19 protein-coding genes are annotated in these 20,308 nt (G+C 67.5%); 3 read left to right on the top strand and 16 right to left on the bottom strand.

What is annotated here, in order from left to right; all coding sequences use genetic code 11:
* Positions 1-5: 5 nt before the first annotated feature.
* Both J0J01_RS11975 and J0J01_RS11970 read right to left on the bottom strand, forming a co-directional pair.
* Positions 6-431, bottom strand: a complete 426-nt coding sequence (locus J0J01_RS11975; protein ID WP_296380808.1) for an NAD(P) transhydrogenase subunit alpha — start codon at positions 429-431, stop codon at positions 6-8.
* A gap of 8 nt (positions 432-439) precedes the next feature.
* The gene (locus J0J01_RS11970) at positions 440-1,591 is read right to left on the bottom strand and encodes a Re/Si-specific NAD(P)(+) transhydrogenase subunit alpha (protein WP_296380806.1); all 1,152 of its coding nucleotides are present in this window, start codon (positions 1,589-1,591) and stop codon (positions 440-442) included.
* A gap of 105 nt (positions 1,592-1,696) precedes the next feature.
* Between J0J01_RS11970 and J0J01_RS11965 the strand changes: the two genes are divergently transcribed.
* On the top strand, positions 1,697-2,692 hold the full coding sequence (locus tag J0J01_RS11965; RefSeq protein ID WP_296380803.1) for a 2-hydroxyacid dehydrogenase: 996 nt from the start codon (positions 1,697-1,699) through the stop codon (positions 2,690-2,692).
* Positions 2,693-2,704: 12 nt separating this feature from the next.
* Here the strand turns inward: J0J01_RS11965 and J0J01_RS11960 are convergent, their stop codons facing one another.
* The 13 genes from J0J01_RS11960 to J0J01_RS11900 all read right to left on the bottom strand — a co-directional run bounded on the left by J0J01_RS11960 (position 2,705) and on the right by J0J01_RS11900 (position 14,051).
* Positions 2,705-3,322 carry an ElyC/SanA/YdcF family protein gene (locus tag J0J01_RS11960; protein WP_296380800.1) on the bottom strand — a complete coding sequence of 206 codons (618 nt, stop codon included), beginning with the start codon at positions 3,320-3,322 and terminating at the stop codon, positions 2,705-2,707.
* Positions 3,322-3,978: an ElyC/SanA/YdcF family protein gene (locus tag J0J01_RS11955; protein ID WP_296380798.1), complete on the bottom strand. Its 657-nt coding sequence runs from the start codon at positions 3,976-3,978 to the stop codon at positions 3,322-3,324. Before J0J01_RS11955 ends, J0J01_RS11960 begins: the two co-directional genes overlap by 1 nt.
* Before the next feature lie 224 nt (positions 3,979-4,202).
* Positions 4,203-4,331, bottom strand: coding sequence for a hypothetical protein (locus J0J01_RS11950; protein ID WP_296380796.1), 129 nt, complete (start codon positions 4,329-4,331; stop codon positions 4,203-4,205).
* Between the two features lie 5 nt (positions 4,332-4,336).
* Positions 4,337-5,266, bottom strand: a complete 930-nt coding sequence (locus J0J01_RS11945; protein ID WP_296380793.1) for an NAD(P)-dependent oxidoreductase — start codon at positions 5,264-5,266, stop codon at positions 4,337-4,339.
* A complete protein-coding gene (locus J0J01_RS11940) occupies positions 5,266-6,615 on the bottom strand; it encodes an AarF/ABC1/UbiB kinase family protein (RefSeq protein ID WP_296380791.1) in 1,350 nt (449 codons plus the stop codon). Before J0J01_RS11940 ends, J0J01_RS11945 begins: the two co-directional genes overlap by 1 nt.
* Positions 6,616-8,385 carry a M3 family oligoendopeptidase gene (locus J0J01_RS11935; RefSeq protein ID WP_296380789.1) on the bottom strand — a complete coding sequence of 590 codons (1,770 nt, stop codon included), beginning with the start codon at positions 8,383-8,385 and terminating at the stop codon, positions 6,616-6,618.
* Complete coding sequence (locus tag J0J01_RS11930; protein WP_296380787.1) at positions 8,366-8,908, bottom strand: AAA family ATPase; 543 nt, start codon at positions 8,906-8,908, stop codon at positions 8,366-8,368. The genes J0J01_RS11935 and J0J01_RS11930 overlap by 20 nt, the downstream gene beginning before the upstream one ends.
* A complete protein-coding gene (locus tag J0J01_RS11925; protein ID WP_296380786.1) occupies positions 8,905-9,390 on the bottom strand; it encodes a GAF domain-containing protein in 486 nt (161 codons plus the stop codon). Before J0J01_RS11925 ends, J0J01_RS11930 begins: the two co-directional genes overlap by 4 nt.
* The gene (locus tag J0J01_RS11920) at positions 9,387-10,301 is read right to left on the bottom strand and encodes a branched-chain amino acid ABC transporter permease (RefSeq protein ID WP_296380784.1); all 915 of its coding nucleotides are present in this window, start codon (positions 10,299-10,301) and stop codon (positions 9,387-9,389) included. Before J0J01_RS11920 ends, J0J01_RS11925 begins: the two co-directional genes overlap by 4 nt.
* Positions 10,301-11,161, bottom strand: coding sequence for a branched-chain amino acid ABC transporter permease (locus tag J0J01_RS11915; protein ID WP_296380782.1), 861 nt, complete (start codon positions 11,159-11,161; stop codon positions 10,301-10,303). Before J0J01_RS11915 ends, J0J01_RS11920 begins: the two co-directional genes overlap by 1 nt.
* 4 nt (positions 11,162-11,165) lie before the next feature.
* Positions 11,166-12,362, bottom strand: a complete 1,197-nt coding sequence (locus J0J01_RS11910; RefSeq protein ID WP_296380780.1) for an ABC transporter substrate-binding protein — start codon at positions 12,360-12,362, stop codon at positions 11,166-11,168.
* Positions 12,359-13,108 carry an ABC transporter ATP-binding protein gene (locus J0J01_RS11905; RefSeq protein ID WP_296380779.1) on the bottom strand — a complete coding sequence of 250 codons (750 nt, stop codon included), beginning with the start codon at positions 13,106-13,108 and terminating at the stop codon, positions 12,359-12,361. The genes J0J01_RS11910 and J0J01_RS11905 overlap by 4 nt, the downstream gene beginning before the upstream one ends.
* Positions 13,109-13,286: 178 nt before the next feature.
* Positions 13,287-14,051 carry an ABC transporter ATP-binding protein gene (locus tag J0J01_RS11900; protein WP_296380777.1) on the bottom strand — a complete coding sequence of 255 codons (765 nt, stop codon included), beginning with the start codon at positions 14,049-14,051 and terminating at the stop codon, positions 13,287-13,289.
* A gap of 138 nt (positions 14,052-14,189) precedes the next feature.
* On the opposite strand from J0J01_RS11900, the gene J0J01_RS11895 reads away from it, so the two are divergent.
* Complete coding sequence (locus J0J01_RS11895; protein ID WP_296380775.1) at positions 14,190-15,503, top strand: hypothetical protein; 1,314 nt, start codon at positions 14,190-14,192, stop codon at positions 15,501-15,503.
* A 3-nt stretch (positions 15,504-15,506) separates the two neighbouring features.
* Here the strand turns inward: J0J01_RS11895 and J0J01_RS11890 are convergent, their stop codons facing one another.
* Positions 15,507-16,472: an NAD-dependent epimerase/dehydratase family protein gene (locus tag J0J01_RS11890; RefSeq protein WP_296380773.1), complete on the bottom strand. Its 966-nt coding sequence runs from the start codon at positions 16,470-16,472 to the stop codon at positions 15,507-15,509.
* A gap of 200 nt (positions 16,473-16,672) precedes the next feature.
* On the opposite strand from J0J01_RS11890, the gene J0J01_RS11885 reads away from it, so the two are divergent.
* A complete protein-coding gene (locus tag J0J01_RS11885) occupies positions 16,673-20,176 on the top strand; it encodes an indolepyruvate ferredoxin oxidoreductase family protein (protein ID WP_296380771.1) in 3,504 nt (1,167 codons plus the stop codon).
* The last annotated feature ends 132 nt before the right edge of the window (positions 20,177-20,308 follow it).

Raw genomic sequence — 20,308 nt, 5'->3', positions numbered from 1 at the left:
GTCGTCTACTTCTTTACCGGAGTCTTCTTCTTGAACATCGACAGCATGCGATGCGTGACGATGAAGCCGCCGAAGATGTTCACGGCGGCCAGCGCCACGGCGATCGCGCCGAACAGCTGCGCCGGCCCGAGGCTCTTCAGACCCGCCGCCAACAGCGCGCCGACGATGATCACCGACGACACCGCGTTGGTCACCGCCATCAGCGGCGAATGCAGCGCCGGGGTGACCCGCCAGACCACGTAGTAGCCGACGAAGCAGGCCAGCGCGAAGATGGTCAGCAGCGCCACGAACGGCATGTGGCCGTCGGGAATGGTGAGCGTGCCCTGCGCCGAGAGATCGGTGATCTGCTGCGCCACCGCCCGGAGGTTGGCGGCGAGTTCCTGCGCCTGGGAGGCGAGCTTGGCGGCTTCGCCGGCGAGTCTGTCGTCCATCGGGGCTCCTAGGAGGCTTGGGCGAGCGAGGGGTGCACGATCCGGCCGTCCTGGGTAACCAGCGTGCCCTTCACCACCTCGTCGTTTGTGTCGATCTTCAGGCTTTTGGTTTCCTTGTCGATCATCGGCGTGATGAAGTTCAGCAGGTTGCGCGAGAACAGCGCCGAGGAATCGGTCGGCACCTCGCCGGGCAGGTTGGCCGGACCGACGATCTTCACGCCGTATTTCTCGACGACCTTGCCGAACTCCGAGAGCGGGCAGTTGCCGCCCTGCTCGACCGCCATGTCGACGATCACCGAGCCGGGCTTCATGGTCTTGACCATGTCCTCGCTCACCAGGACCGGCGCCTTGCGGCCGGGGATCAGCGCTGTGGTGACCACGATGTCCTGCAGCTTGATATGTTCGGCGACCAGCGCCGCCTGCTTGGCCTGGTACTCGGCGGACATCTGCTTGGCGTAGCCGCCCGCGGTCTCCGCCGCCTTGAACTCCTCGTCCTCGACCGCGACGAACTTGCCGCCCAGCGATTGCACCTGCTCCTTGGTCGCCGGCCGCACGTCGGTAGCCGTCACGATCGCACCCAGGCGCCGCGCCGTGGCGATCGCCTGCAGGCCCGCGACGCCGACGCCCATGATGAAGGCGCGCGTCGGGGCGAGCGTGCCGCCGGGCGTCATCATCTGCGGGAAGATGCGGCCGAAACTGTTCGCCGCCAACAGCACCGCCTTGTAGCCCGCGAGGTTGGCCTGCGAGGAGAGGATGTCCATCGACTGGGCGCGGGTGATGCGCGGGATCAGCTCGAGCGCGAAAGCGGTCACGCCCTTGCCGGCCAGCGCCTGCACCAGGCCGGCGTTGGTCAGCGCGCCGAGCGGCGCCATCAAGGTCTGACCCTGGCGCAGCAGGGCGAGCTCGTCGACGCCCTCCTCGGCCGACATCGGCCGCTGGATCTTGAACACGATGTCGCCCGCCGCCGCCGCCGCCGCGGCATCCGGCACGATATTTGCGCCGGCGTCCTGATAGGCCTGGTCGGTGTAGGCAGCGGCGCTGCCGGCGCCGGCCTCGATCGTGATCTCCGCGCCCAGCGCCTTCAGCTTCTTGACGGTCTCGGGAGTCGCGGCCACGCGGGTCTCGTGCGGGCGGCGTTCTTTCAGAATGGCGATTTTCATGGAGCGGGCACCTTGCACAGCGATTTGTTCTTTGCCAAGCCGGTTTTTCGCCGCGCGGGCCGTTGACGATTTACGCATGCAACGGGCGCATGTTAGGGCCAAGCCATGACCGACCGTCCCGTGATCCTGACCGGCTTCCATTTCACCAAGACGACACTGGCCACCATCGGCGAGCGCTACGAGATCGCGGGCCATATGGACAAGCCCACGCCGGCGCACATCCCGCCCGGCGTCGCCGACAAGGTGCAGGCGATTGTCAGCACCGGCAGCGTCGGCCTCTCCGAGGCAATGATGGAGGCGCTGCCGCGGCTCTCCCTCTTCTGCTGCTACGGCACCGGTTACGAGCGGGTCGACCTCGCCGCCGCCCGCAAGCGCAACATCATGATCACCCACGGCGCCGACGCGAACGCCCCCGACGTCGCCGAGATGGCGGTCGCCATCCTGCTCGCCTCGACCCGGCGCATCGTGCGCGCCGACAAGATGATCCGGCGCGGCGAATGGACCAAGCGCATCCCCAACCGCTTCGGCCCGATCGCCGGCCTGACCGGCGGCAAGGTCGGCATCCTGGGCCTGGGCGCGATCGGCCTGGAGTTCGCCAAGCGCATCAAGGGCTTCGACGTCGAGATCGGCTACTGCAACCGCAACAAGCGGACCGACGTCGACTTCCGCTACTTCCCCAACGCGATGGAGCTCGCGACCTGGTGCGACTACCTGATCGTCGCCCTGCGCTCCGACGCCTCCAACCGCCACATCATCAACATGGACGTGCTGAAGGCGCTGGGCCCGCGCGGCCACGTGCTGAACATCTCGCGCGGCTGGGCGGTCAGCGAGGCCGACCTCGCCGAGGCGCTGCGCACCAACGTGATCGAGGGCGCGGCGCTCGACGTCTACGACGAGGAGCCCTACGAGGGCACCGAGCTGCTGGGCCTCGACAACCTGGTGATGACGCCGCATTTCGGTGGCGGCACCGAGCATGCGCAGCGGCGCATGACCCAACTGGTGACGCAGAATCTCGACAACCATTTCACCGGCAAGCCCGTGGTCTCGCCGGTGCCGGAACTGCGCGATCAGGCCGGGGTGTTCAAGCCCAAGGCGGCATAGGCTCCAAGGCGATCACCGCTCGAGCCTCACCGTGACGTCGTAGTAGGCGAGCAGGCTCGCGAGGTTGCGCATCGTGGCCTCGTACCAGCCGTCGCGGTCGGTGCCGCGCGCCGCGACGCCCCAGGCCTCGATCCCGAAATGCCGCGCCAGGAAGATGGCGCGGGCCAGGTGGACGCGCTGCGAGACGATCAGCAGCCGACGCTTGCCGTAGACGTCGCGGGCGCGGCGGATCGAATCCCAGGTGCGCCGACCAAGCGGATCGAGCGTGATCGCCTTGGCCGGCACGCCGCGCGCCACCAGCTCGTCGCGCATGGCGGCCGGCTCGTCGTAGTCGTCGTCGATGCGGTTGCCGCTCACGATGAAGCGGTCGGCCGCGCCGCTGTGCCAGAGGCCGGCGGTGGTATCCATGCGGTAGGACAAGGTCCACTGGTCTTGCCCACGCTTGCCGTAGGGCGAGGTGCCGAGCACCAGGACGGCGTCGACCCGCGGCCAGGCCTGCGGCGCGTCCAGCTCATAGGCGCGGCCCCACGCGTCGAGCGCGGTCCACGCCATCGCCCCAAGCGTCAGGAGTGACGCGATCGCGAGCGCGACAGCCGCCGCGCCGATCCCCAGGAAATGCAGCAGCTTCATCAGTTGGGCGGGTCGACCCCGACGGCGATGGTGGGGCCGGTGTGGCGCGGCGGCGTCTCGAACCAGACGTCGAGATGGGCGCGCACCGCCGACGGATAACGGCGCAGCTCGGTGAAGATGCTGTAGGCGCGCGTCACGTCGCGGGCGGCGAGCCCCCAGGTCTCGATGCCCTCGCGCCGTGCCAGGAAGACGGCGCGGCTGGCATGGAAGCCCTGGCTGACGACGATCAGCCGCTGCTGGCCGAACACCGCGCGGGCGCGCAGCACCGAATCTCGGGTGCGGACGCCGGCGAAGTCGCGATAGATCGCGGCCTCCGGCACACCGCGCTTGATCAACCCGGCACGCATCGCGGTCGGCTCGTCGTAGTCGGGACGGCGGTTGTCGCCGCTCACCAGCAGGTACTTGGCCTTGCCGGCGCGCCACAGCGCAGCCGCGGCATCGAGGCGATACTCGAAGTAGCGGTTGGGCCCGCCCTCCGGCCCGATCGGCGCGGCGCCCAGCACCAGCGCCACGTCGACCTTCGGCAGCGCCCGGGGATCGTCGGCGAGGAAGGGCGCGGCGAAACGCTCGAGCCGGCGGTCGGCGAGCCAGGCGACCAGCACCACCATCAACGCCAGCGCGCCGCCCAGCAGGAGCCCGGCCAGGATCAGCCGCATTGCCTTGCTCGCCTTCCCTGCCCGCTATAGAGCCCCTGCATGCTCCGCCTCAGCCCGCGCATCCGACCTGCCGTTCGAGGCCTTCTACCATGCAGCCGACCGCCTGCGCATGATCGATCGGCCGCACGCGCGCAGCATCGCGGCCCTGCAAACGCCACGTTCGGGGGGCTCGTCCTGGCGCCGGCGCCGTTGTTCTTCGCCGTCGTCGGCCTTGCCCTCTATCGCTACCGGCCGGTGCCGCCGCTCGCCTGGAACGCGCCGCACTGGCTGCGGTCGGGCGTCTTGACGCTGGCTCTCGGCGGGAAGGCCCTGGACGAACTGCAGCGGGCGGCGATCGTTGCCAGGCCGCCCATATGGCTCAGATCCCGTCCTCGCGGTCGAGCTGGGTGAGGATGTCGCCGAAGTCGGTCTGACAGACGAAGCCCATGCGCCGCATCGCCTTGTTCGAATCGTAGACCCGGTCGATGTAGTCGAACATCGTCCAGCCGCGCCGGGCGTAGATCTCGCGGTAGCGCGGAAAGTAGCGATGCACGACCAGCGGCGCGTACTCCATCAGCTGCTCGCAGTCGTCCGGGCTGAACGGCGTCAGCGCCGAGATGATGAAGGTGTCGAAGCCGATCTGCGGCGCGCGGTCGAGCGCCACGATGTGGGCCGAGGCGGCGTCGTGCACGGTGAGGCGGCGGAACAGGAACTCGTTGGCCTTGGTGTTGGCGCTGGACTGGATGATCTCGTGCGCCATGTCGTCTTCCTCGGGGAAGAAGCGCGAGGTGCGCAGGATGACGGTCGGCAGGCCCGACGCCTCGTGCACCATCCGGCAGAGATGCTCGGCCGAGAGCTTGCTGACGCCGTAGATGTTGCGCGGCTCCAGTGTCGTCATCTCCTCGTCGATCCAGAAGGCGCGATCGGCGCCGCGCCTGTGGGCGTCGCGGATCTCCTGCGAGATCATCAGCGACGTGGTCGAGGTGAAGACGAAGCGGTCGACCGTCGAGCCACGCGCCGTCGCCTCCTGTAAGAGGTTCAGCGTGCCCTGCACGTTGGTCTCGATGAAGCGCGTGGCATCGTGGGTGGCGACCTGCGGCTTGTGCAGCCCGCCGGCATGGACGATGCCCTGGATACGATGGTCGCGGATCGCCTTGCGCACCGTGTCGCGGTTGGCGACGGTGTCGACGATGTCGGTGTGGGGGCCGGCCAGCACGTCGAGCCCGACCACGGTGTGACCGGCACGCTTCAGCCGCGGGATCAGGTCCTGCGCCAGCCAGCCGGACGAGCCCGTCACGAGGATGTTCATCAGAGACCCGCGTGCGCCAGGGCGTCCTGCTGGCGGCTGGCCAGCGCATCGACGTCGAAGCCGTCGATCAGGCCCTCGAACAGCCGGTGCCAGTTGATCGACGCCCGCAGGTGGATGAACACGGCGCCCAGGCCGATCGCGGCGCGGTCCATGAACACGAACTCGCGCGGCGGCCGCACGCCGCCCATGCGGCGCAATTCGCCGAACACGTTCTGCGCCATGTCGCGGCCGTGGCCCTCGGCCATGCCTTCGGTCAGGCGGCGCGGACGGTCGTCCATCAGCGGGCCGTAGAGGAACGCAGCCCAGCGGTTCAGCACCGCGATCATGCCGCGGCTCAGGCCGGCGAAGCCCCAGTCCTCGTAGGCCGCCACCGCACGGTCTGTATCGTCGCTCATGAGGGCGCGATAAAGCTCGATCGAGCCGCGGACGAAACGCGGCGGAAAGACGCGCACGCAACCGAAGTCCATCAGGTTGACCGAGCCGTCGGGCCGGACGCTGTAGTTGCCGAGATGCGGGTCGCCGTGGATCACGCCGTAGACATAGAACGGCACGTACCAGGCGCGGAACATGTTGATGGCGAGCGCATCGCGCTCCTCCTGGCTGCGCGCCTTCCAGTTCAGCAGCGGCTCGCCGGCGAGCCAGCTCATGGTCAGCAATCGGTCGGTCGAGTAGTCCGGCACGGTCTCGGGCACGTGGACGTTCGGCTCGTCGCGCAGCATGTGGCAGTAGAGCGCGACGTGCTTTGCCTCGCGGCGGTAGTCGAGCTCCTCGCGCAGGCGGGTCCTGATCTCGGCCTGGATCTCGTCGGTGCGGATCGCCGGGTCGAAGCGCTGGCCGACCGCGAACACCACCTTGAGCTGGTCGAGGTCGGCCTCCAGCGCCGAGGCCATGTCGGGATACTGCAATTTGGCCGCGACCTCGCGGCCCCCAAGCGGATGATTGGCGGGCAGGATGGCGTGATGCACTTGGCCCAGCGAGGCGGCGAACGAGGCTTCCTTGTCGAACTTCCGGAACTTGGCCTGCCAGTCGGGCCCCAGCTCGGTCGCCATGCGCCGCTTCACGAACGCCCAGCCCATCGCCGGCGCGTTGGCCTGAAGCTGCGCCAGCTCGCGGGCGTACTCGGGCGGTAGCGCATCGGGAATGGTGGCCAGAAGCTGCGCCGCCTTCATCAGCGGGCCCTTCAGCCCGCCCAGCGCGCTCTTCAGCTCGGCCGCGTGCTTGTCGCGGTCGAGCGTCCAGCCGAGATAGCGCTCGCCAGCCAGGCGTACGGCGAGGCCGCCGACCGAGGCGCCGACGCGCGCATAGCGGCCAAGCCGGCCGCCCAGCGAGGGGCCTTCGTCGTCCGCCATCTAGAACGTCTCGAGCTCGTCGACGAAGCCTGCGATCACGCCCAACCCCTTGTCCCAGAATGCCGGGTCGGAGGCGTCGAGGCCGAACGGCGCCAGCAGCTCCTTGTGCCGCTTCACGCCGCCCGCCTTCAGCATGTCGAGATACTTGCCCTGGAAGCCCGGCAGGCCCGACTGGTAGGCGGCGTACAGCGAGTTCACCAGGCAATCGCCGAAGGCGTAGGCATAGACGTAGAACGGCGAATGGATGAAGTGCCCGATGTAGGACCAGTAGTGCTTGTACTCGTCGTCGAAGGTGAAGGCCGGGCCCAGGCTCTCGCTCTGCACCGCCAGCCAAATCTCGCCGATCGCGTCGGGCGTCAGCTCGCCCTTGCGCCGCTCCTCGTGCAGGCGCGATTCGAAGTCGTAGAAGGCGATCTGGCGGACCACCGTGTTCAGCATGTCCTCGACCTTGCCGGCCAGCATCGCCTTGCGCGTGGCCTGGTCGGGCGCCGACTTGAGCAGCGACTGGAAGGTCAGCATTTCGCCGAACACCGACGCCGTCTCGGCGAGCGTCAGCGGCGTGTCGGCCATCAGCGCGCCCTGCCGCGCCGACAGGACCTGGTGCACGCCATGGCCGAGCTCATGTGCCAGCGTCATGACGTCCCGCACCTTGCCCTGGTAGTTCAGCAGCAGATAGGGATGCGCCGACGGCACCGTCGGATGGGCGAAGGCGCCCGGCGACTTGCCCGGCCGCGCCGGCGCGTCGATCCAGCCGGTACCGAAGAACTTGGCGCCGACCGACGCCAGCTCCGGCGAGAAGGCGCCGTAGGCATCGAGCACGATCTTCTCGGCCTCGGTCCATGGGATGGTGCGGTCGTCGTGCTCGGGCAGCGGCGCGTTGCGGTCCCAGTACGGCATCGTCTCGACGCCGAACCACTTGGCCTTGAGCTTGTAGTAGCGATGCGCCAGCCGCGGATAAGCGGCCTTCACCGACGTCGCGAGCGCGTCGACGACCTCGTCCTCGACCACGTTGGCGAGGTTACGGAACGACTGCGGCCGCTTGTACTTGCGCCAGCGATCGTCGATCTCCTTGTCCTTGATCAGGGTGTTCATCACCAGCGAGAAGACGGCGATGTTGTCGCCCTGGACCTTGCCGAAGGACTTCGCCGCATCCTTGCGGACCTCGGCATCCTTGCTCGAGAGCTTGTCGAGGATCTGCGACTCGCTCAGCATCTCGTTGCGGAAGGGATAGCGCAGCCGCGCGATCGTCTCGTCGAACAGCCGCGACCAGGCGCTGCTGCCGACCACCGACTGGTCGTACTGGTACTTCTCCAGCTCGTCGGAAAGCTGGTGCGGCCGGAACAGGCGCACGTTGCGCAGCCACGATTCATATTTGGCGAGCGCAGGCTCCTTCAGCTTCGCGGCGAGGTCGGTGTCCTCGATCTTCTTGAGCTCGAGATCGAAGAACAGCAGCTTCGAGCCGACGTCGTTCAGCTTCTCCGACACGTTCTGGGCGAACTGGCCGCGCTTGGGATCGGCCTGATCCTGCGCGTAATAGAGCTGGGCGTAGGCGCCGATCCGGCCCAGCAGGTCGCTGAGCGCCTCGAAGCGCGCCACGGCGGCGCCGAGCGTCTTGCCGTCGAGGCCAGCGACCTTGCCCTCGTAGTCCCTGGCAAAGGACCCGGCATCCTGGTCGGCGCGCTTCAGGTCTGTGTCGAGGTCGGCGCCGGTGGGGCTGGAATAGAGGTCGCTCAGGTTCCAGGTCGGCAGCTCACCCAGCACGGCGTTCATCGACAACTCCTTGGATCGCGGCCACCCGGTCTAGCACGCTTCCCGGAGAGATTGGGATCAGCTCGAAACCCTGCAAGCGGTAGGTCTTTTCATGTACCGCCTCGAACCGTCGTGCCTCTTCGAGACTAATCCGGCGGGCGGCGCTCGGTGTGACGAAACCAAGGCTTTGCACGAAGAACGCGCGCTTTTCATAGAACGCCTCGCGCTTCAGGCGTTCCAGCTCGGCGGTCAGCATTTCCGACGGCGAATAGCCGAGGTAGTCCGCCAGCGCCGCGGTGCAGAAGGCCGAACGGTCATGAAACTGCAGCGGATCGGTCAGGCGTACGCGCCGCCGGGCCTGCAGGGCGACCACCTGATCGATGAAGACAGGCCGCGTCCACGGTTCGGCGATGCCCTTGGCCTGTTCCAGGGCGATGACATCGGTCGCCGCCTCCTCGACGACGCCGTAGCCTTCCCCTTCGAGCTGGCGAAGGATCGCCGTCTTTCCCGATCCCGGCGTGCCGGTCAGGATGAAGCGCTTCATCCCGGATCGGCGGCGATGGCGTCGAGGAACGGGCCGACCAGCAGCGCGGCGAAGGGCTCGCACTTCGCCGGGTCGCTCTCCTTGTAATGCCCCTCCGCATCGAGGAGGTTCATCGTGCCCAGCAGACGGCCATTGTAAAGCACCGGGATGTTCATCGCCGATTCGCAGCCCAACGACACGATCAACTCGTGATCGAAGAACGTCCACTGGATGTCCTTCTTGTTGTAGCCGACCCAGGCCTTCTTCTGGCCGAGGATCTGCTTGTGCCACTCGGTCTCCTTGATCTCCTTGTAGCCGCCGACCGGATATTCCCTGGGCATGTTGCTGTACATGCGCTTCACCCGCTTGCCGTTGGGCGCCACGTAGAGAAGCGTGAACAGCTTGTGGCCGACGACCTCGGCCATGCCCTTCTCGACCGCCTTGAAGATGGCGTCGGTCGGACCGGACCTCACGGCGGCGATGCAGGACTCGAGTGGGCTCATGGCTTTCCTCCAACTAGCGGTGCGCGCGGGATGCGTTCGGGCAGCAGGCCCTTGGGCATCAGGCGCAGCACCAGGATCAGGGCGACGGCGATCAGCAGCTCCTTCAACGCCGCGCGTTGCACGGCGGTGACGGCCGGGATCAGCTCGACGAAGAAGCGTGCCGATTCGAGCAGCGCGATCAGCAGGTAGGCGCCGACCAGCGCGCCGGCCGGGCTGCCGACACCGCCCGACGCGACAGCCAGGAAGATGTAGACCGTGATCAGCGGCAGGAACAGGTCGGGCGCGATGTACGAGGTGAAGTGCCCATAGAGCGCGCCGGCGAGGCCGGCGATCGCTGCCGACAGCGCGAAGGCCTGCGCCTTGAAGCGCAGCACCGGCTTGCCGGCGACCTGCGCCACCTGCGCATCCTCGCGGATCGCGCGCAATGCGCGGCCGTAGGGCGAGCCGTCGATGCGGCGCATCAGCCAGTACACCAGCAACAGCACGACCAGCAGGATCGGCAGGTAGACGGCATTGAAGTACTCGCGGCCCAACGCCACGCGCCATGGGCCGGGGATGCCCGAGATGCCATCGGTGCCGCGGGTCAGCCAGATCTCGTTGGAGGCGACCAGGCGCACGACCTCGGCAAAGCCCAGCGTGACGATGGCGAGATAGTCCTCGCGCAGGCGCGTGGTCGACAGCACCACGACCAGGCCGGCCGCACCGCCGACGATCAGCGCCAGCACCCAGCCGGCAAGGATCGGCATGTGACCGGTCGTGGTGGTCAGCGCCGAGGCATAGGCGCCGACGGCGAAGAACCCGGCGAGGCCCAGGTTCACCATCCCCGTCCCGCCCCAGATCAGATTGAGGCTGAGCGCCAGCAGGCCGTAGATGCTGCCGATGGTGGCGATGAAGAGCAGATAGTTCAGCATCAGAAGGCCCGCTCGCCGAGCAGACCGCGCGGCCGGAGGCTGAGCACGATCAGAATGGCGAAGAAGCCGACCGCGGCGCGGTACTGCGAGCCGACGACCAGCACCGACACCTCTTCCGCGATACCGATCAGGAAGGCGCCCAGCACCGCGCCGGGCGCGCTGCCCAGCCCGCCCAGCACGGCGGCAGCGAAGATCGACAGCAGGACGCGCGTGCCGGTCAACGGATCGATCGAGCTGTCGAGCCCGAGCAGCATGCCGCCCATGCCGACCAGGCCCATGCCGACGAAGCTCGCCATCATCGCCACGCGCTGCGGCCGGATGCCCTTGAGCGCCGCGAGATCGGGATTGTCGGCCGAGGCCCGCATCGCCTTGCCGATGCGGGTGAAGGCGAGCGCGGCGAACACCGCCAGCATGATGGCGAGGGCAATCGCCATGGTCTCGAGCTGCTGCGGGTTGAAGCGGACCTCGCCGATCCGCATGTCGCGCGCGATCGGCCGGTCGTAGCCGCGCATATCGTTGCCGAAGAGCAGCCGCACCACGTTCTCCAGCACCAGGCCCGAGGCGATCGAGGCGATGGCGGCCGGCAGCGCGCCCTGCTTGACCAGCGGCATGTGCGCTGCGCGATCGAGGAACAGGCCGGCCGCACCGGCGATGGCGAAGGCCACGGCGAGCGAACCCACGATCTGCAGGCCCGCGCCATAGGCGACGTAGCCCGCAAACGCACCGAGCGTGGCGATGCCCGAGACCGAGAAGTTCGGGAAGCGCAGCACGGCGAACATCGCCGTGAAGCCGATGGCGGGCACCGCCAACAGCGCGCCCGACACCAGCCCGTTCAGGAGGGCTTGGACGAGGAGGGTCAAGTCGTCAGGCGACCTTCACCAGCGTGGCCTTGCCGGCCTTGACCTGCTCGTAGCGGAACTTGCAGTCGAGGATGTCGCCCTTGTCGTCGAAATCGCACGGACCGGAGGCGCCGGTATAGTCGACCTTCTCGCCCGCCGCGATCGCCTTCAGCCCGTCGACCGCGTTGTCGACGGTCTTGCCGCCGCCCTGGGTGATCTTGCGGATGTTGTCCTTGATGGCGGTGCCGGTCGTCGCCTTGGCGACCGCCATCGCCATCAGCACCATGTTGGTGTGGTCGTAGACCTGGCTGGTGTAGGGGTCGGGATTGGCGAGCCCGCTCATCTTCTTGACCCGCTCCAGGGCCGTGCTGCCCTCGGCGACCGACGGCGCGTAGGTGTAGACGCCTTCAACGACCTCGTTCTGGCCGATCTGGTCGATCAGCTTCTGGTTCACCGCATAGGCCTGGCCGATGATCTTGCCCTTGTAGCCGGCGCGATAGAGATCCTTCAGCAGCACGATGGTGTCGGGCGTGTAGCCGGCGCAGAAGATCGCGTCGGGCGCAAAGCGCATCGTCTGGTCGACCTCGGTGCGGTAGGTCGTCTTCTTGTCGTCGTAGATCTGGCCGCCGTGCGTGCCGCCCGCCTTCTTCATCGTCTCGCCCAAGACCTCGATGCTGCGCTGGGCGAACGGCGTCTGCGGCACCAGGGTGTAGGCCTTCTTGGCGCCGAGCGAGAGCAGGAACTCGCCGCAGCGCGTCACCTGCAGCACGGTGTTGGGCTGGGTGCGCACCAGATAGCCCTGATGCGGCAGCAGCGTGATCGAATCCGCGCCCGACACGGTGCACAGGAAGGTCTTGCTCTCCCAGCACAGCGGCGCCACCGCCGTCGTCACCGCCGAGGCCCAGGTGCCCATGATCGCCGACACCTTGTCGACGTCGATCAGCTTGCGCGCCGCGCGCACGCCGGCATCGGGATTGGTCTGGTCGTCCTCGCTCACGAGCTGGACCTTGCGGCCGAGCACGCCGCCCGCCGCGTTCACCTCGTCGACCACGGCCGCCGCGACCTTGGCCATCACCGGACCGTAGGGACCGCCCGCGCCGGTGAGCGGCGTCAGCGTCGCGATCCTGATGGGCTCGCCCTGCGCCCGCAGCACCGCCGGTGCGACGACCGCGGCAACGCCCGAAAGCAGCGCCGTACGGCGCCCGATGGCCAGACGATTCATTGGAAGTCCCCTCTGTTCCCCGAAAGCATAGGCGGGGCTGAGCCGCCGAGAAAGAGATCGCGCACCGTCGGATCGGACGCCAGCTCGGCCGCCCGCCCCTCGCGCTCGGCGCGGCCCTGCACCAGCACATAGGCGCGCGCCGACACCGCCAGCGCCTCCAGCGCATTCTGCTCGACCATCAGGATCGCGACCCCGCCCTCGTTCAGGGCAACGATCGTGCCGAACAGCTCCTCGGCGGCGCGCGGGCTCAAGCCCGCTGTCGGCTCGTCGAGCAGCAGCAAGGCCGGCGCGTTCATCAATGCCATCGCCATGGCGAGGATCTGGCGCTGCCCGCCGCTCAGCGTACGGGCGGCGGCGCGCCGCTTGTCGGCCAGCATGGGGAAGCGGCCGTAGAGCTCGTCCATCCTCGCCCGCGTCGCCGCGCGGTCGAGGAAGCCGCCCATCTCGAGGTTCTCGGCGACCGTCATGGTGCCGAACACGTTGCGTTCCTGCGGCACGAAGCTTAGGCCGCGCCGGCTGATGTCGGGCGCCGCCAGCCCGGCGACGTCGCGATCCTTGAAGCGGACGTGGCCGGCGCGCGGCCGCAACAGACCCGCGATCAGCTTGAGCAGGGTCGACTTGCCCGCCCCGTTCGGGCCGATCAGGGCGACGATCTCGCCCGGCTCGACGGTGAGTGCCGCGCCGCGCACGATTTCGTCGGCAGCGCCGTAGCCGCCGCGCAGCTCGGTTACGGAGAGGAGGGTCATTTCGTCCCACCTCCCCCTTCAAAGGGGGAGGGGCCCGCGTCTTCGCGGGCGGAGGGGTCATCAGCAACGATTTGCCGCCCACGACCCCTCCGTCGCGGATAGGGCACTTTCACGCGGAGCGTGAAAGTGCCGACGCGCCACCTCCCCATATGAATGGGGAGGGAAAGAGTGAGCAGGATCATGCCGCGCGCCTTCCCAAATAGGCTTCGCGCACCCGATGATCGGCGCGCACCGAATCGAACGTTCCTTCCGTCAGCACCTGGCCCTCGGCCATGACGATCACCGGATTGCAGAGCTGGGCGATGAATCCCATGTCGTGCTCGATCAGCAGCACGGTGATGCCGCGCTTGGGCAGCTCGAGCAGCCGTTCGCCGATCTCGTTCTGCAGGGTCGGATTGACGCCGGCCGTCGGCTCGTCGAGCAGCACCAGCCTGGGCGCGGCCATCAGGGCACGGCCGATCTCCAGCAGCTTCTTCTGGCCGCCCGACAGCGCCGTCGCCGGATTGTCGATCAGCTCGTCGAGCCTGAGGAATCGCGCCGTCTCCCACGCCCGCTCGGCGAGCTCCGCCTCGCGCTGTCGCGCCGCCCGCGTGCCGACAATCGCCTGCCACAGCGTCTCGCCCGGCTGGTCGCGGCCGTAAAGCATCAGATGCTGGAACACCGAGAGCTTGGGGAAGCCGCGCGCCACCTGGAAGGTGCGCACCAGCCCGGCGCGGCTCACCGCGTCGGGCGCCAGGCCCGAGATCTCGCGGCCATCGAAGCGGATCGACCCGGCATCCGGCGGCACCAGCCCCGACACCACGTTGAACAGGGTCGTCTTGCCCGCACCGTTCGGGCCGATCAGTCCGGTGATGCCGCCCGCCTGCACCGTCATGTCGACGCCGCGCAGCACCTCCAGACCATAGAAGGCGCGGCGCAGGTTGGCGATTTGGAGCAGCGACATGTCCCGCCACTATAGTATGCGCTCCTGAAGCTTGCGATGTGGGTAGGACCACATTGCGTGGCTGCCGGCTGCTCGGTACCGTCCGCGCGGGTGAAAGCAATCCAAATACATGGCGGTGTATCGGGGCGCGCATGCACCTTGGCGCGGTCGCTCATCGTCGCGCTCTGCGTCCTGTTCATTGGCCTGCCGCAACTCCTGTCGTCATTCCACGACTCGCAGCGCTACGCCACGGCGACCGAGTCGGACTGGGAGGGTACAAACAACTCGCTGGAAAGCGCCACGTGCGCCCGCAAGACCGGCAAATGGCTGCTGCAGCTCTGCGATGGCGACCGGATCGTGCCGTTCAGCGCGGAAGACCCGGGTCAGGCCCTGCTGATGAGCGCCTGGGCTCGTCTTGCGGGCCGGGACGCGACGGTGATGGATGTGGCCCGGCTCAATCTCGGCATCAACGCGCTGGGCCTGGTCGTCCTCGTGGCAACGCTGATCACTTTCGGCACCTTCGCGACCGCCGTCGTGGTGCTGATCCTCGGCCCTACCGTCTTCCTCTCATGGTTCGATACGCTGCCGCATTGGGCACTGATCGGCACGGTCTCGATGCAGCTCATCCTGCCGCTGGCGCTGATCGCCCGTGCCAGGAGCTGGCTGTCGCCGACCGTCTCCGGCCTCCTGATCGCGGTCGGGCTGCTGTTGCTGGCATTCGCCTCCCTGCTGCGCGAGGTCGTGGGCCTGTCGGTGCTACTGGTCACGATCGTCGCCGGCATCTGGGCTCTGTGGCACGACCGGCATCGACGGCGACGGTGGATGGCGACGATCGCGATCCTCGCGGCCGCCGTCGTGGCATCGCAATCATCGCGGCTGGTCATTACGGCACGGAACGCGGCCTACGCGCTCGACGCCGCCAATCTTCCGGCCACGCACGGCATGTCGCATACGCTCTACATCGGTTTGGGCGCCGTTCCGAACAAGTGGGGCATCCGATACGACGACGCAGTCGGACGCGAGGCCGCCGCCGCTGCAGAGCCGGGCGTGGCGATGTACTCCAAGGACTATTTCCGCGTGATGAGCGCACTCTACTGGGCCAAATGGCGGGAAGATCCCGGTGAGGTCGCCCGCATCTATCTCGTGAAGCTCGGCATCCTTCTCGGCGACAGCGTGATCGAGCTGACGCCGCCGCTGGGGGTGCTGCTCGTGCTGGTGACCGCCATTCAGCTGCTGGCGCGCCATCGGCGCTGGACCGCGGGCGACCGTGGCGGCGAAACGCGGCTTGCGATCAACCTGATCGTCCTGGGGCTGATCGGCCTGATCATGGCGCAGGCCATGCTCGCGACACCGACGCGGCTCTATACGATGCCGATCGGGCCGCTCATCTTGGTATTGGTGGGCATCGCGGTCGAAAATCTGGCGAGTTGGGCGTGGCGAACGATAGCGAGACCGACCACTCAATCGCCCTGAACGTCAGAGCCGGTTGTATTCCTTGAACCACTCTACGAATTTCGGCACGCCCTCGGCCACCGTCACTTTCGGCTCCCAGCCGAAATCCCGGGTCGCGGCGGTGATGTCGGCCGAGGTCTCCTGCATGTCGGCGGGCTCGCCGGGCTTGAGCTCGATGCGGGCCTCGCGGCCGAACGCCTTCTCGAACAGCTTGATGACGTCGAGGATGTCTTCGCTGCGCGAGGCGGCGAGATTGTACAGGCGGTGGCTCGGCGCTTCGGCCGGCTTGTCGAGGACGGCGAGCGTGCCGGCGACGATGTCGTCGACGTAGGTGTAGTCGCGCTTCACGAAGCCCAGGTGATAGAGATTGATCGGCGTGCCCTCGTGGATCGCCTTGGCGAAGATGTAGGGCGACATGTCCGGCCGGCCCCACGGCCCGTAGACCGTGAAATAGCGCAGGCCGGTCGCCCGCATCTTGTGCAGATGGACATAGGTCTCGGTTAGCAGCTCGTCGGCGCGCTTGGTGGCGGCATAGAGCGAGATCGGATGGTCGACGCGGTCGTCGATGGCGAACGGCTGCTTGCGGTTGGCGCCATAGACCGACGAGGACGAGGCATAGACGAAATGCTTGAGGTCGGGCAGCCGGCGCGCCAACTCCAGCATCACCAGGTGCCCCATGACGTTGGTGTTCACGTAGAGGTACGGATCGACCAGCGAATGGCGGACGCCCGGCTGGGCGGCGAGATGCACGATGCGGTCGATCGGATGCTGCTGGGCGAGCGCCAGCATGGCGTCGCGATCGGTGATGTCGGCCTCGAGGAAGGTGAATCCGCGGTCCTCGCGCAACGGCTTCAGCCGCGCGAACTTCAGGACGGGATCGTAGTAGTCGCTGAAATTGTCGATGCCGAGGACCCGTTCGCCCCTAGCCAACAAGGCTTTCGCGACGTGCGAGCCGATGAAGCCGGCGGCACCGGTGACGAGGATGGACATGGACGATTGGGGCCGAGACTGGGGAACGCGGGCGGGTGATTACAACGTTTCATGCGGAAACGAAACCTTGAAACGGTAACCGCGTTTTGCGCGGGCAAGGCATTGGGAAAACGTCTTTTTTTGGCGCGACCCGCGTTCCATGTTGAAGGACGCAACATTCTGTCGTTACCGTCCCCATATCGGTGGTCTGGGAGGGCTCCATGTCCCAAGCAATAACCCTGGACGATAAGTATGCACTGGAAAGCGGCCGGGTCTATCTGACCGGCACGCAGGCGCTGGTCCGGCTGCCCATGATGCAGCGCCAGCGCGACCTGGCCGCCGGCCTCAACACCGCCTGTTACATCTCGGGCTATCGCGGCTCGCCGTTGGGCGGCTTCGACCAGGCGCTCTGGCAGGCCAAGCGCTTCATCAAGAAGAACCACATCGAGTTCCAGCCCGGCGTCAACGAGGACCTCGCGGCCACCGCCCTGTGGGGCACCCAGCAAATCCACCTCTACCCCGGCGCCAAGTACGACGGCGTCTATGGCATGTGGTACGGCAAGGGCCCCGGCGTCGATCGCTCGGGCGACGCCTTGAAGCACGCCAACTATGCCGGGACGTCGGAGCACGGCGGCATCGTGGCGCTGGCCGGCGACGACCACATGGCCAAGTCGTCGACCGTGGCGCACCAGAGCGAGCCCGCCTTCATGGCCGCCGGAATCCCGGTCATCCATGCCGCCTCGGTGCAGGAGTATCTCGACCTCGGCCTGCACGCCTTCGCCCTCTCCCGCTATTCCGGCTTGTGGGTCGGCTTCAAGGTGCTGGCCGAGACGGCCGATTCCTCGGCGTCGGTCCTTGTCGATCCCCACCGGGTCGAGATTCACCTCCCGACCGACTTCATCCTGCCGCCCGACGGCCTGCACATCCGCTGGCCGGACGACTGGCTCGGCCAGGAGCGCCGCGTCATCACCGTGAAGCATCCGGCGGCGCTCGCCTACTGGCGCGCCAACCGGCTCGACCGACTTATGCTGGGCCGCCCGGACGCGCGCTTCGGCATCGTCACGGTCGGCAAGTCCTATCTCGATGTCCGCCAGGCCCTCGACGAGCTTGGCATCGACGATGCCGAGGCCGAACGCCTCGGCATCGCCGTTTACAAGGTGGCGATGGCCTGGCCGCTCGAGACGCAGGGCGCCGTCGCCTTCGCCGAGGGCAAGCGCGAAATCCTCGTCGTCGAGGAGAAGCGGTCCATCATCGAGCAGCAATTAAAAGACGCGCTGTTCAACGCGCCGGCCGACCGCCGGCCGGTCGTGGTCGGCAAGACCGACGAGCGCGGCCAGAAGCTGTTCAAGTCCGATGGCGAGCTCACGCCGTTCGAGATCGGATCGGCGCTGGTGGCGCGGCTCGGCCTGGAGGCCTTCAGCGAGCACACCAAGCAGCGCTTCGACGGGCTGAAGCGCAAGGCCGGGCGCCAGGTGCGCAACGAGGCCGGCATGGCCCGCGTCCCCTATTTCTGCTCCGGCTGCCCGCACAACACCTCGACCAAGGTGCCCGACGGCTCGATGGCGATGGCCGGCATCGGCTGCCATACGCTGGCGATCGGCATGGAGCGCAACACCAAGACCTTCACCCACATGGGCGCCGAGGGCGCGCCGTGGGTCGGCGCGTCGCACTTCACCGAGATGCCGCACGTCTTCCAGAACCTGGGCGACGGCACCTATTTCCACTCGGGCTATCTTGCGTTGCGCCAGGCGGTCGCGACCAACACCACCATCACCTACAAGATCCTGTACAACGACGCCGTCGCCATGACCGGGGGCCAGCCGCACGACGGCAACGTCCATCCCTGGACGATCAGCCAGCAGGCCCATGCCGAGGGCGTGCGCCGCATCGCACTGGTGAGCGACGACCCCGACAAGTATCCGATCGGCACCGAATGGGCGCCGGGCGTCACCTTCCATCACCGCGACGAGCTCGACGAGGTGCAGCGGAGCCTGCGCGAGTATAAGGGCGTGTCGGTGCTGATCTACGATCAGACCTGCGCCGCCGAGAAGCGCCGCCGCCGCAAGCGCGGCACCTACCCCGATCCCAACAAGCGGGTGTTCATCAACCAGGCGGTCTGCGAGGGCTGCGGCGACTGCTCGGTTGCCTCGAACTGCCTGTCGGTGACACCGGTCGAGACCGAGTTCGGCACCAAGCGCGCCATCGACCAGTCGTCCTGCAACAAGGACTTCTCGTGCCTCAACGGCTTCTGCCCGAGCTTCGTGACGGTCGAAGGCGGCAGCCTGCGCCACGGTAAGGCGATGGGAGGCAAAGCGGCCGTCGCCAAGGCCGCCGACAAGCCGGCCGAGTCGCCGCTGCCGGCCGCGCCCGCGCTGCCGTCGGTCGCCGACCATCCCTACGGCGTGCTGATCACCGGCATCGGCGGCACCGGTGTCGTGACCATCGGTGCCATCATGGGCATGGCCGCGCACATCGAAGGCAAGGGCGCCACCGTGCTTGACCAGCTCGGCATGGCGCAGAAGGGCGGCGCAGTCATCAGCCACGTGCGCGTCGGCGCCTCGCCCGAGGCGCTGCATGCGGTGCGGCTGGGCGCCGGCGGCGCCAACCTGCTGCTTGGGTGCGACCTGGTCGTCAGCGCCAGCCCCGATGCGCTCGCCAAGCTCGAGCCCGGCGCGTCGAAGGCCATCGTCAACACGCAGGAAACCATCACCGGCGACTTCACGCGCCATCCCGATCTTGCCTTCCCGTCGAACACGCTGAAGCTCTCGATCGAGGCGGCGGCCGGCGCCGATGCCTGCGACTTCCTCGAAGCGAGCCAGCTCGCCACCGCGCTGATGGGCGATTCGATCGCCACCAACCTCTTCATGCTGGGCTACGCCTACCAGAAGGGCCTGATCCCGATCGGCCACGAGTCGCTCGAGCGCGCGATCGAGCTGAACGGCACGGCGGTACCGATGAATCTCGGCGCCTTTCGCTGGGGCCGCCGCGCCGCGGCGGACCGTGCCGCGGTCGAGGCGCTGATCACGCCGCCGGCCGACAATGTCGTGCCGCTGCGACGGATCTCGACCGTCGACGACGTCATCGCGAGCCGGGTCAAGCACCTCACCGGTTACCAGAATGCAGCCCTCGCCGAGCGCTATCGCGCGCTGGTCGAGCGCGCGCGCACCGTCGAGCAGAGGACGATGCCGGGCGAAACGGCGCTCACCCAGGCGGTGGCGCGCTACTATGCCAAGCTGCTCGCTTACAAGGACGAGTACGAAGTCGCGCGGCTTTTCACCGACGCGGCCTTCGCTGCCCAACTCAACGGCCAGTTCGAAGGTGATTACAAGCTCAAGTTTCACCTCGCGCCGCCGTTGCTCGCCGAGCGCGACCCCAAGACCAACCATTTGAAGAAACAGGAGTTTGGCCCCTGGATGGTCACAGCCTTCCGGGTGCTGGCGAAGCTCAAGGGATTGCGCGGCACGGCGTTCGACATCTTCGGCTACAGCGCCGAGCGCCGGCAGGAACGCGCCCTGATTCGCGAGTATGAGGGGCTGATCGACGAGCTATTGGGGGGACTCGCCCAAAACAATCATTCCCTTGCGGTCGGGCTGGCATCGATCCCCGACGACATCCGCGGTTACGGTCACGTGAAGGATGCCCACCTCGCCAAGGCGCGGCGCAAACAAGATGATCTTTTGTATCGGTGGCGTCATCCGTCGGTTGCAAAACAGGCCGCGGAGTAGGAAAATTTCGAATAGGGCGGAACCGTGGCGGGAACTCTTCGTTAGGTTCGTCAGCCCACCTACCCGATGGGGGATCTGCTAGATGATTAAGAAACTTCTCATTGCGTTCGCTGCCGCTTCTCTCGTCGCCGC

It is taken from the genome of Reyranella sp. (assembly GCF_017305915.1).
GTDB lineage: Bacteria > Pseudomonadota > Alphaproteobacteria > Reyranellales > Reyranellaceae > Reyranella.
Note: the sequence above shows the minus strand (reverse complement) of the source record. Positions and strands in the feature narration are given on the sequence as shown.

Bases quoted from the DNA above. Each gene is read 5' to 3' on its own strand.
- J0J01_RS11975 (WP_296380808.1), bottom strand. From the start codon at position 431: ATGGACGACAGACTCGCCGGCGAAGCCGCCAAGCTCGCCTCCCAGGCG.
- J0J01_RS11970 (WP_296380806.1), bottom strand. From the start codon at position 1,591: ATGAAAATCGCCATTCTGAAAGAACGCCGCCCGCACGAGACCCGCGTG.
- J0J01_RS11965 (WP_296380803.1), top strand. From the start codon at position 1,697: ATGACCGACCGTCCCGTGATCCTGACCGGCTTCCATTTCACCAAGACG.
- J0J01_RS11960 (WP_296380800.1), bottom strand. From the start codon at position 3,322: ATGAAGCTGCTGCATTTCCTGGGGATCGGCGCGGCGGCTGTCGCGCTC.
- J0J01_RS11955 (WP_296380798.1), bottom strand. From the start codon at position 3,978: ATGCGGCTGATCCTGGCCGGGCTCCTGCTGGGCGGCGCGCTGGCGTTG.
- J0J01_RS11950 (WP_296380796.1), bottom strand. From the start codon at position 4,331: ATGGGCGGCCTGGCAACGATCGCCGCCCGCTGCAGTTCGTCCAGGGCC.
- J0J01_RS11945 (WP_296380793.1), bottom strand. From the start codon at position 5,266: ATGAACATCCTCGTGACGGGCTCGTCCGGCTGGCTGGCGCAGGACCTG.
- J0J01_RS11940 (WP_296380791.1), bottom strand. From the start codon at position 6,615: ATGGCGGACGACGAAGGCCCCTCGCTGGGCGGCCGGCTTGGCCGCTAT.
- J0J01_RS11935 (WP_296380789.1), bottom strand. From the start codon at position 8,385: ATGAACGCCGTGCTGGGTGAGCTGCCGACCTGGAACCTGAGCGACCTC.
- J0J01_RS11930 (WP_296380787.1), bottom strand. From the start codon at position 8,908: ATGAAGCGCTTCATCCTGACCGGCACGCCGGGATCGGGAAAGACGGCG.
- J0J01_RS11925 (WP_296380786.1), bottom strand. From the start codon at position 9,390: ATGAGCCCACTCGAGTCCTGCATCGCCGCCGTGAGGTCCGGTCCGACC.
- J0J01_RS11920 (WP_296380784.1), bottom strand. From the start codon at position 10,301: ATGCTGAACTATCTGCTCTTCATCGCCACCATCGGCAGCATCTACGGC.
- J0J01_RS11910 (WP_296380780.1), bottom strand. From the start codon at position 12,362: ATGAATCGTCTGGCCATCGGGCGCCGTACGGCGCTGCTTTCGGGCGTT.
- J0J01_RS11905 (WP_296380779.1), bottom strand. From the start codon at position 13,108: ATGACCCTCCTCTCCGTAACCGAGCTGCGCGGCGGCTACGGCGCTGCC.
- J0J01_RS11900 (WP_296380777.1), bottom strand. From the start codon at position 14,051: ATGTCGCTGCTCCAAATCGCCAACCTGCGCCGCGCCTTCTATGGTCTG.
- J0J01_RS11890 (WP_296380773.1), bottom strand. From the start codon at position 16,472: ATGTCCATCCTCGTCACCGGTGCCGCCGGCTTCATCGGCTCGCACGTC.
- J0J01_RS11885 (WP_296380771.1), top strand. From the start codon at position 16,673: ATGTCCCAAGCAATAACCCTGGACGATAAGTATGCACTGGAAAGCGGC.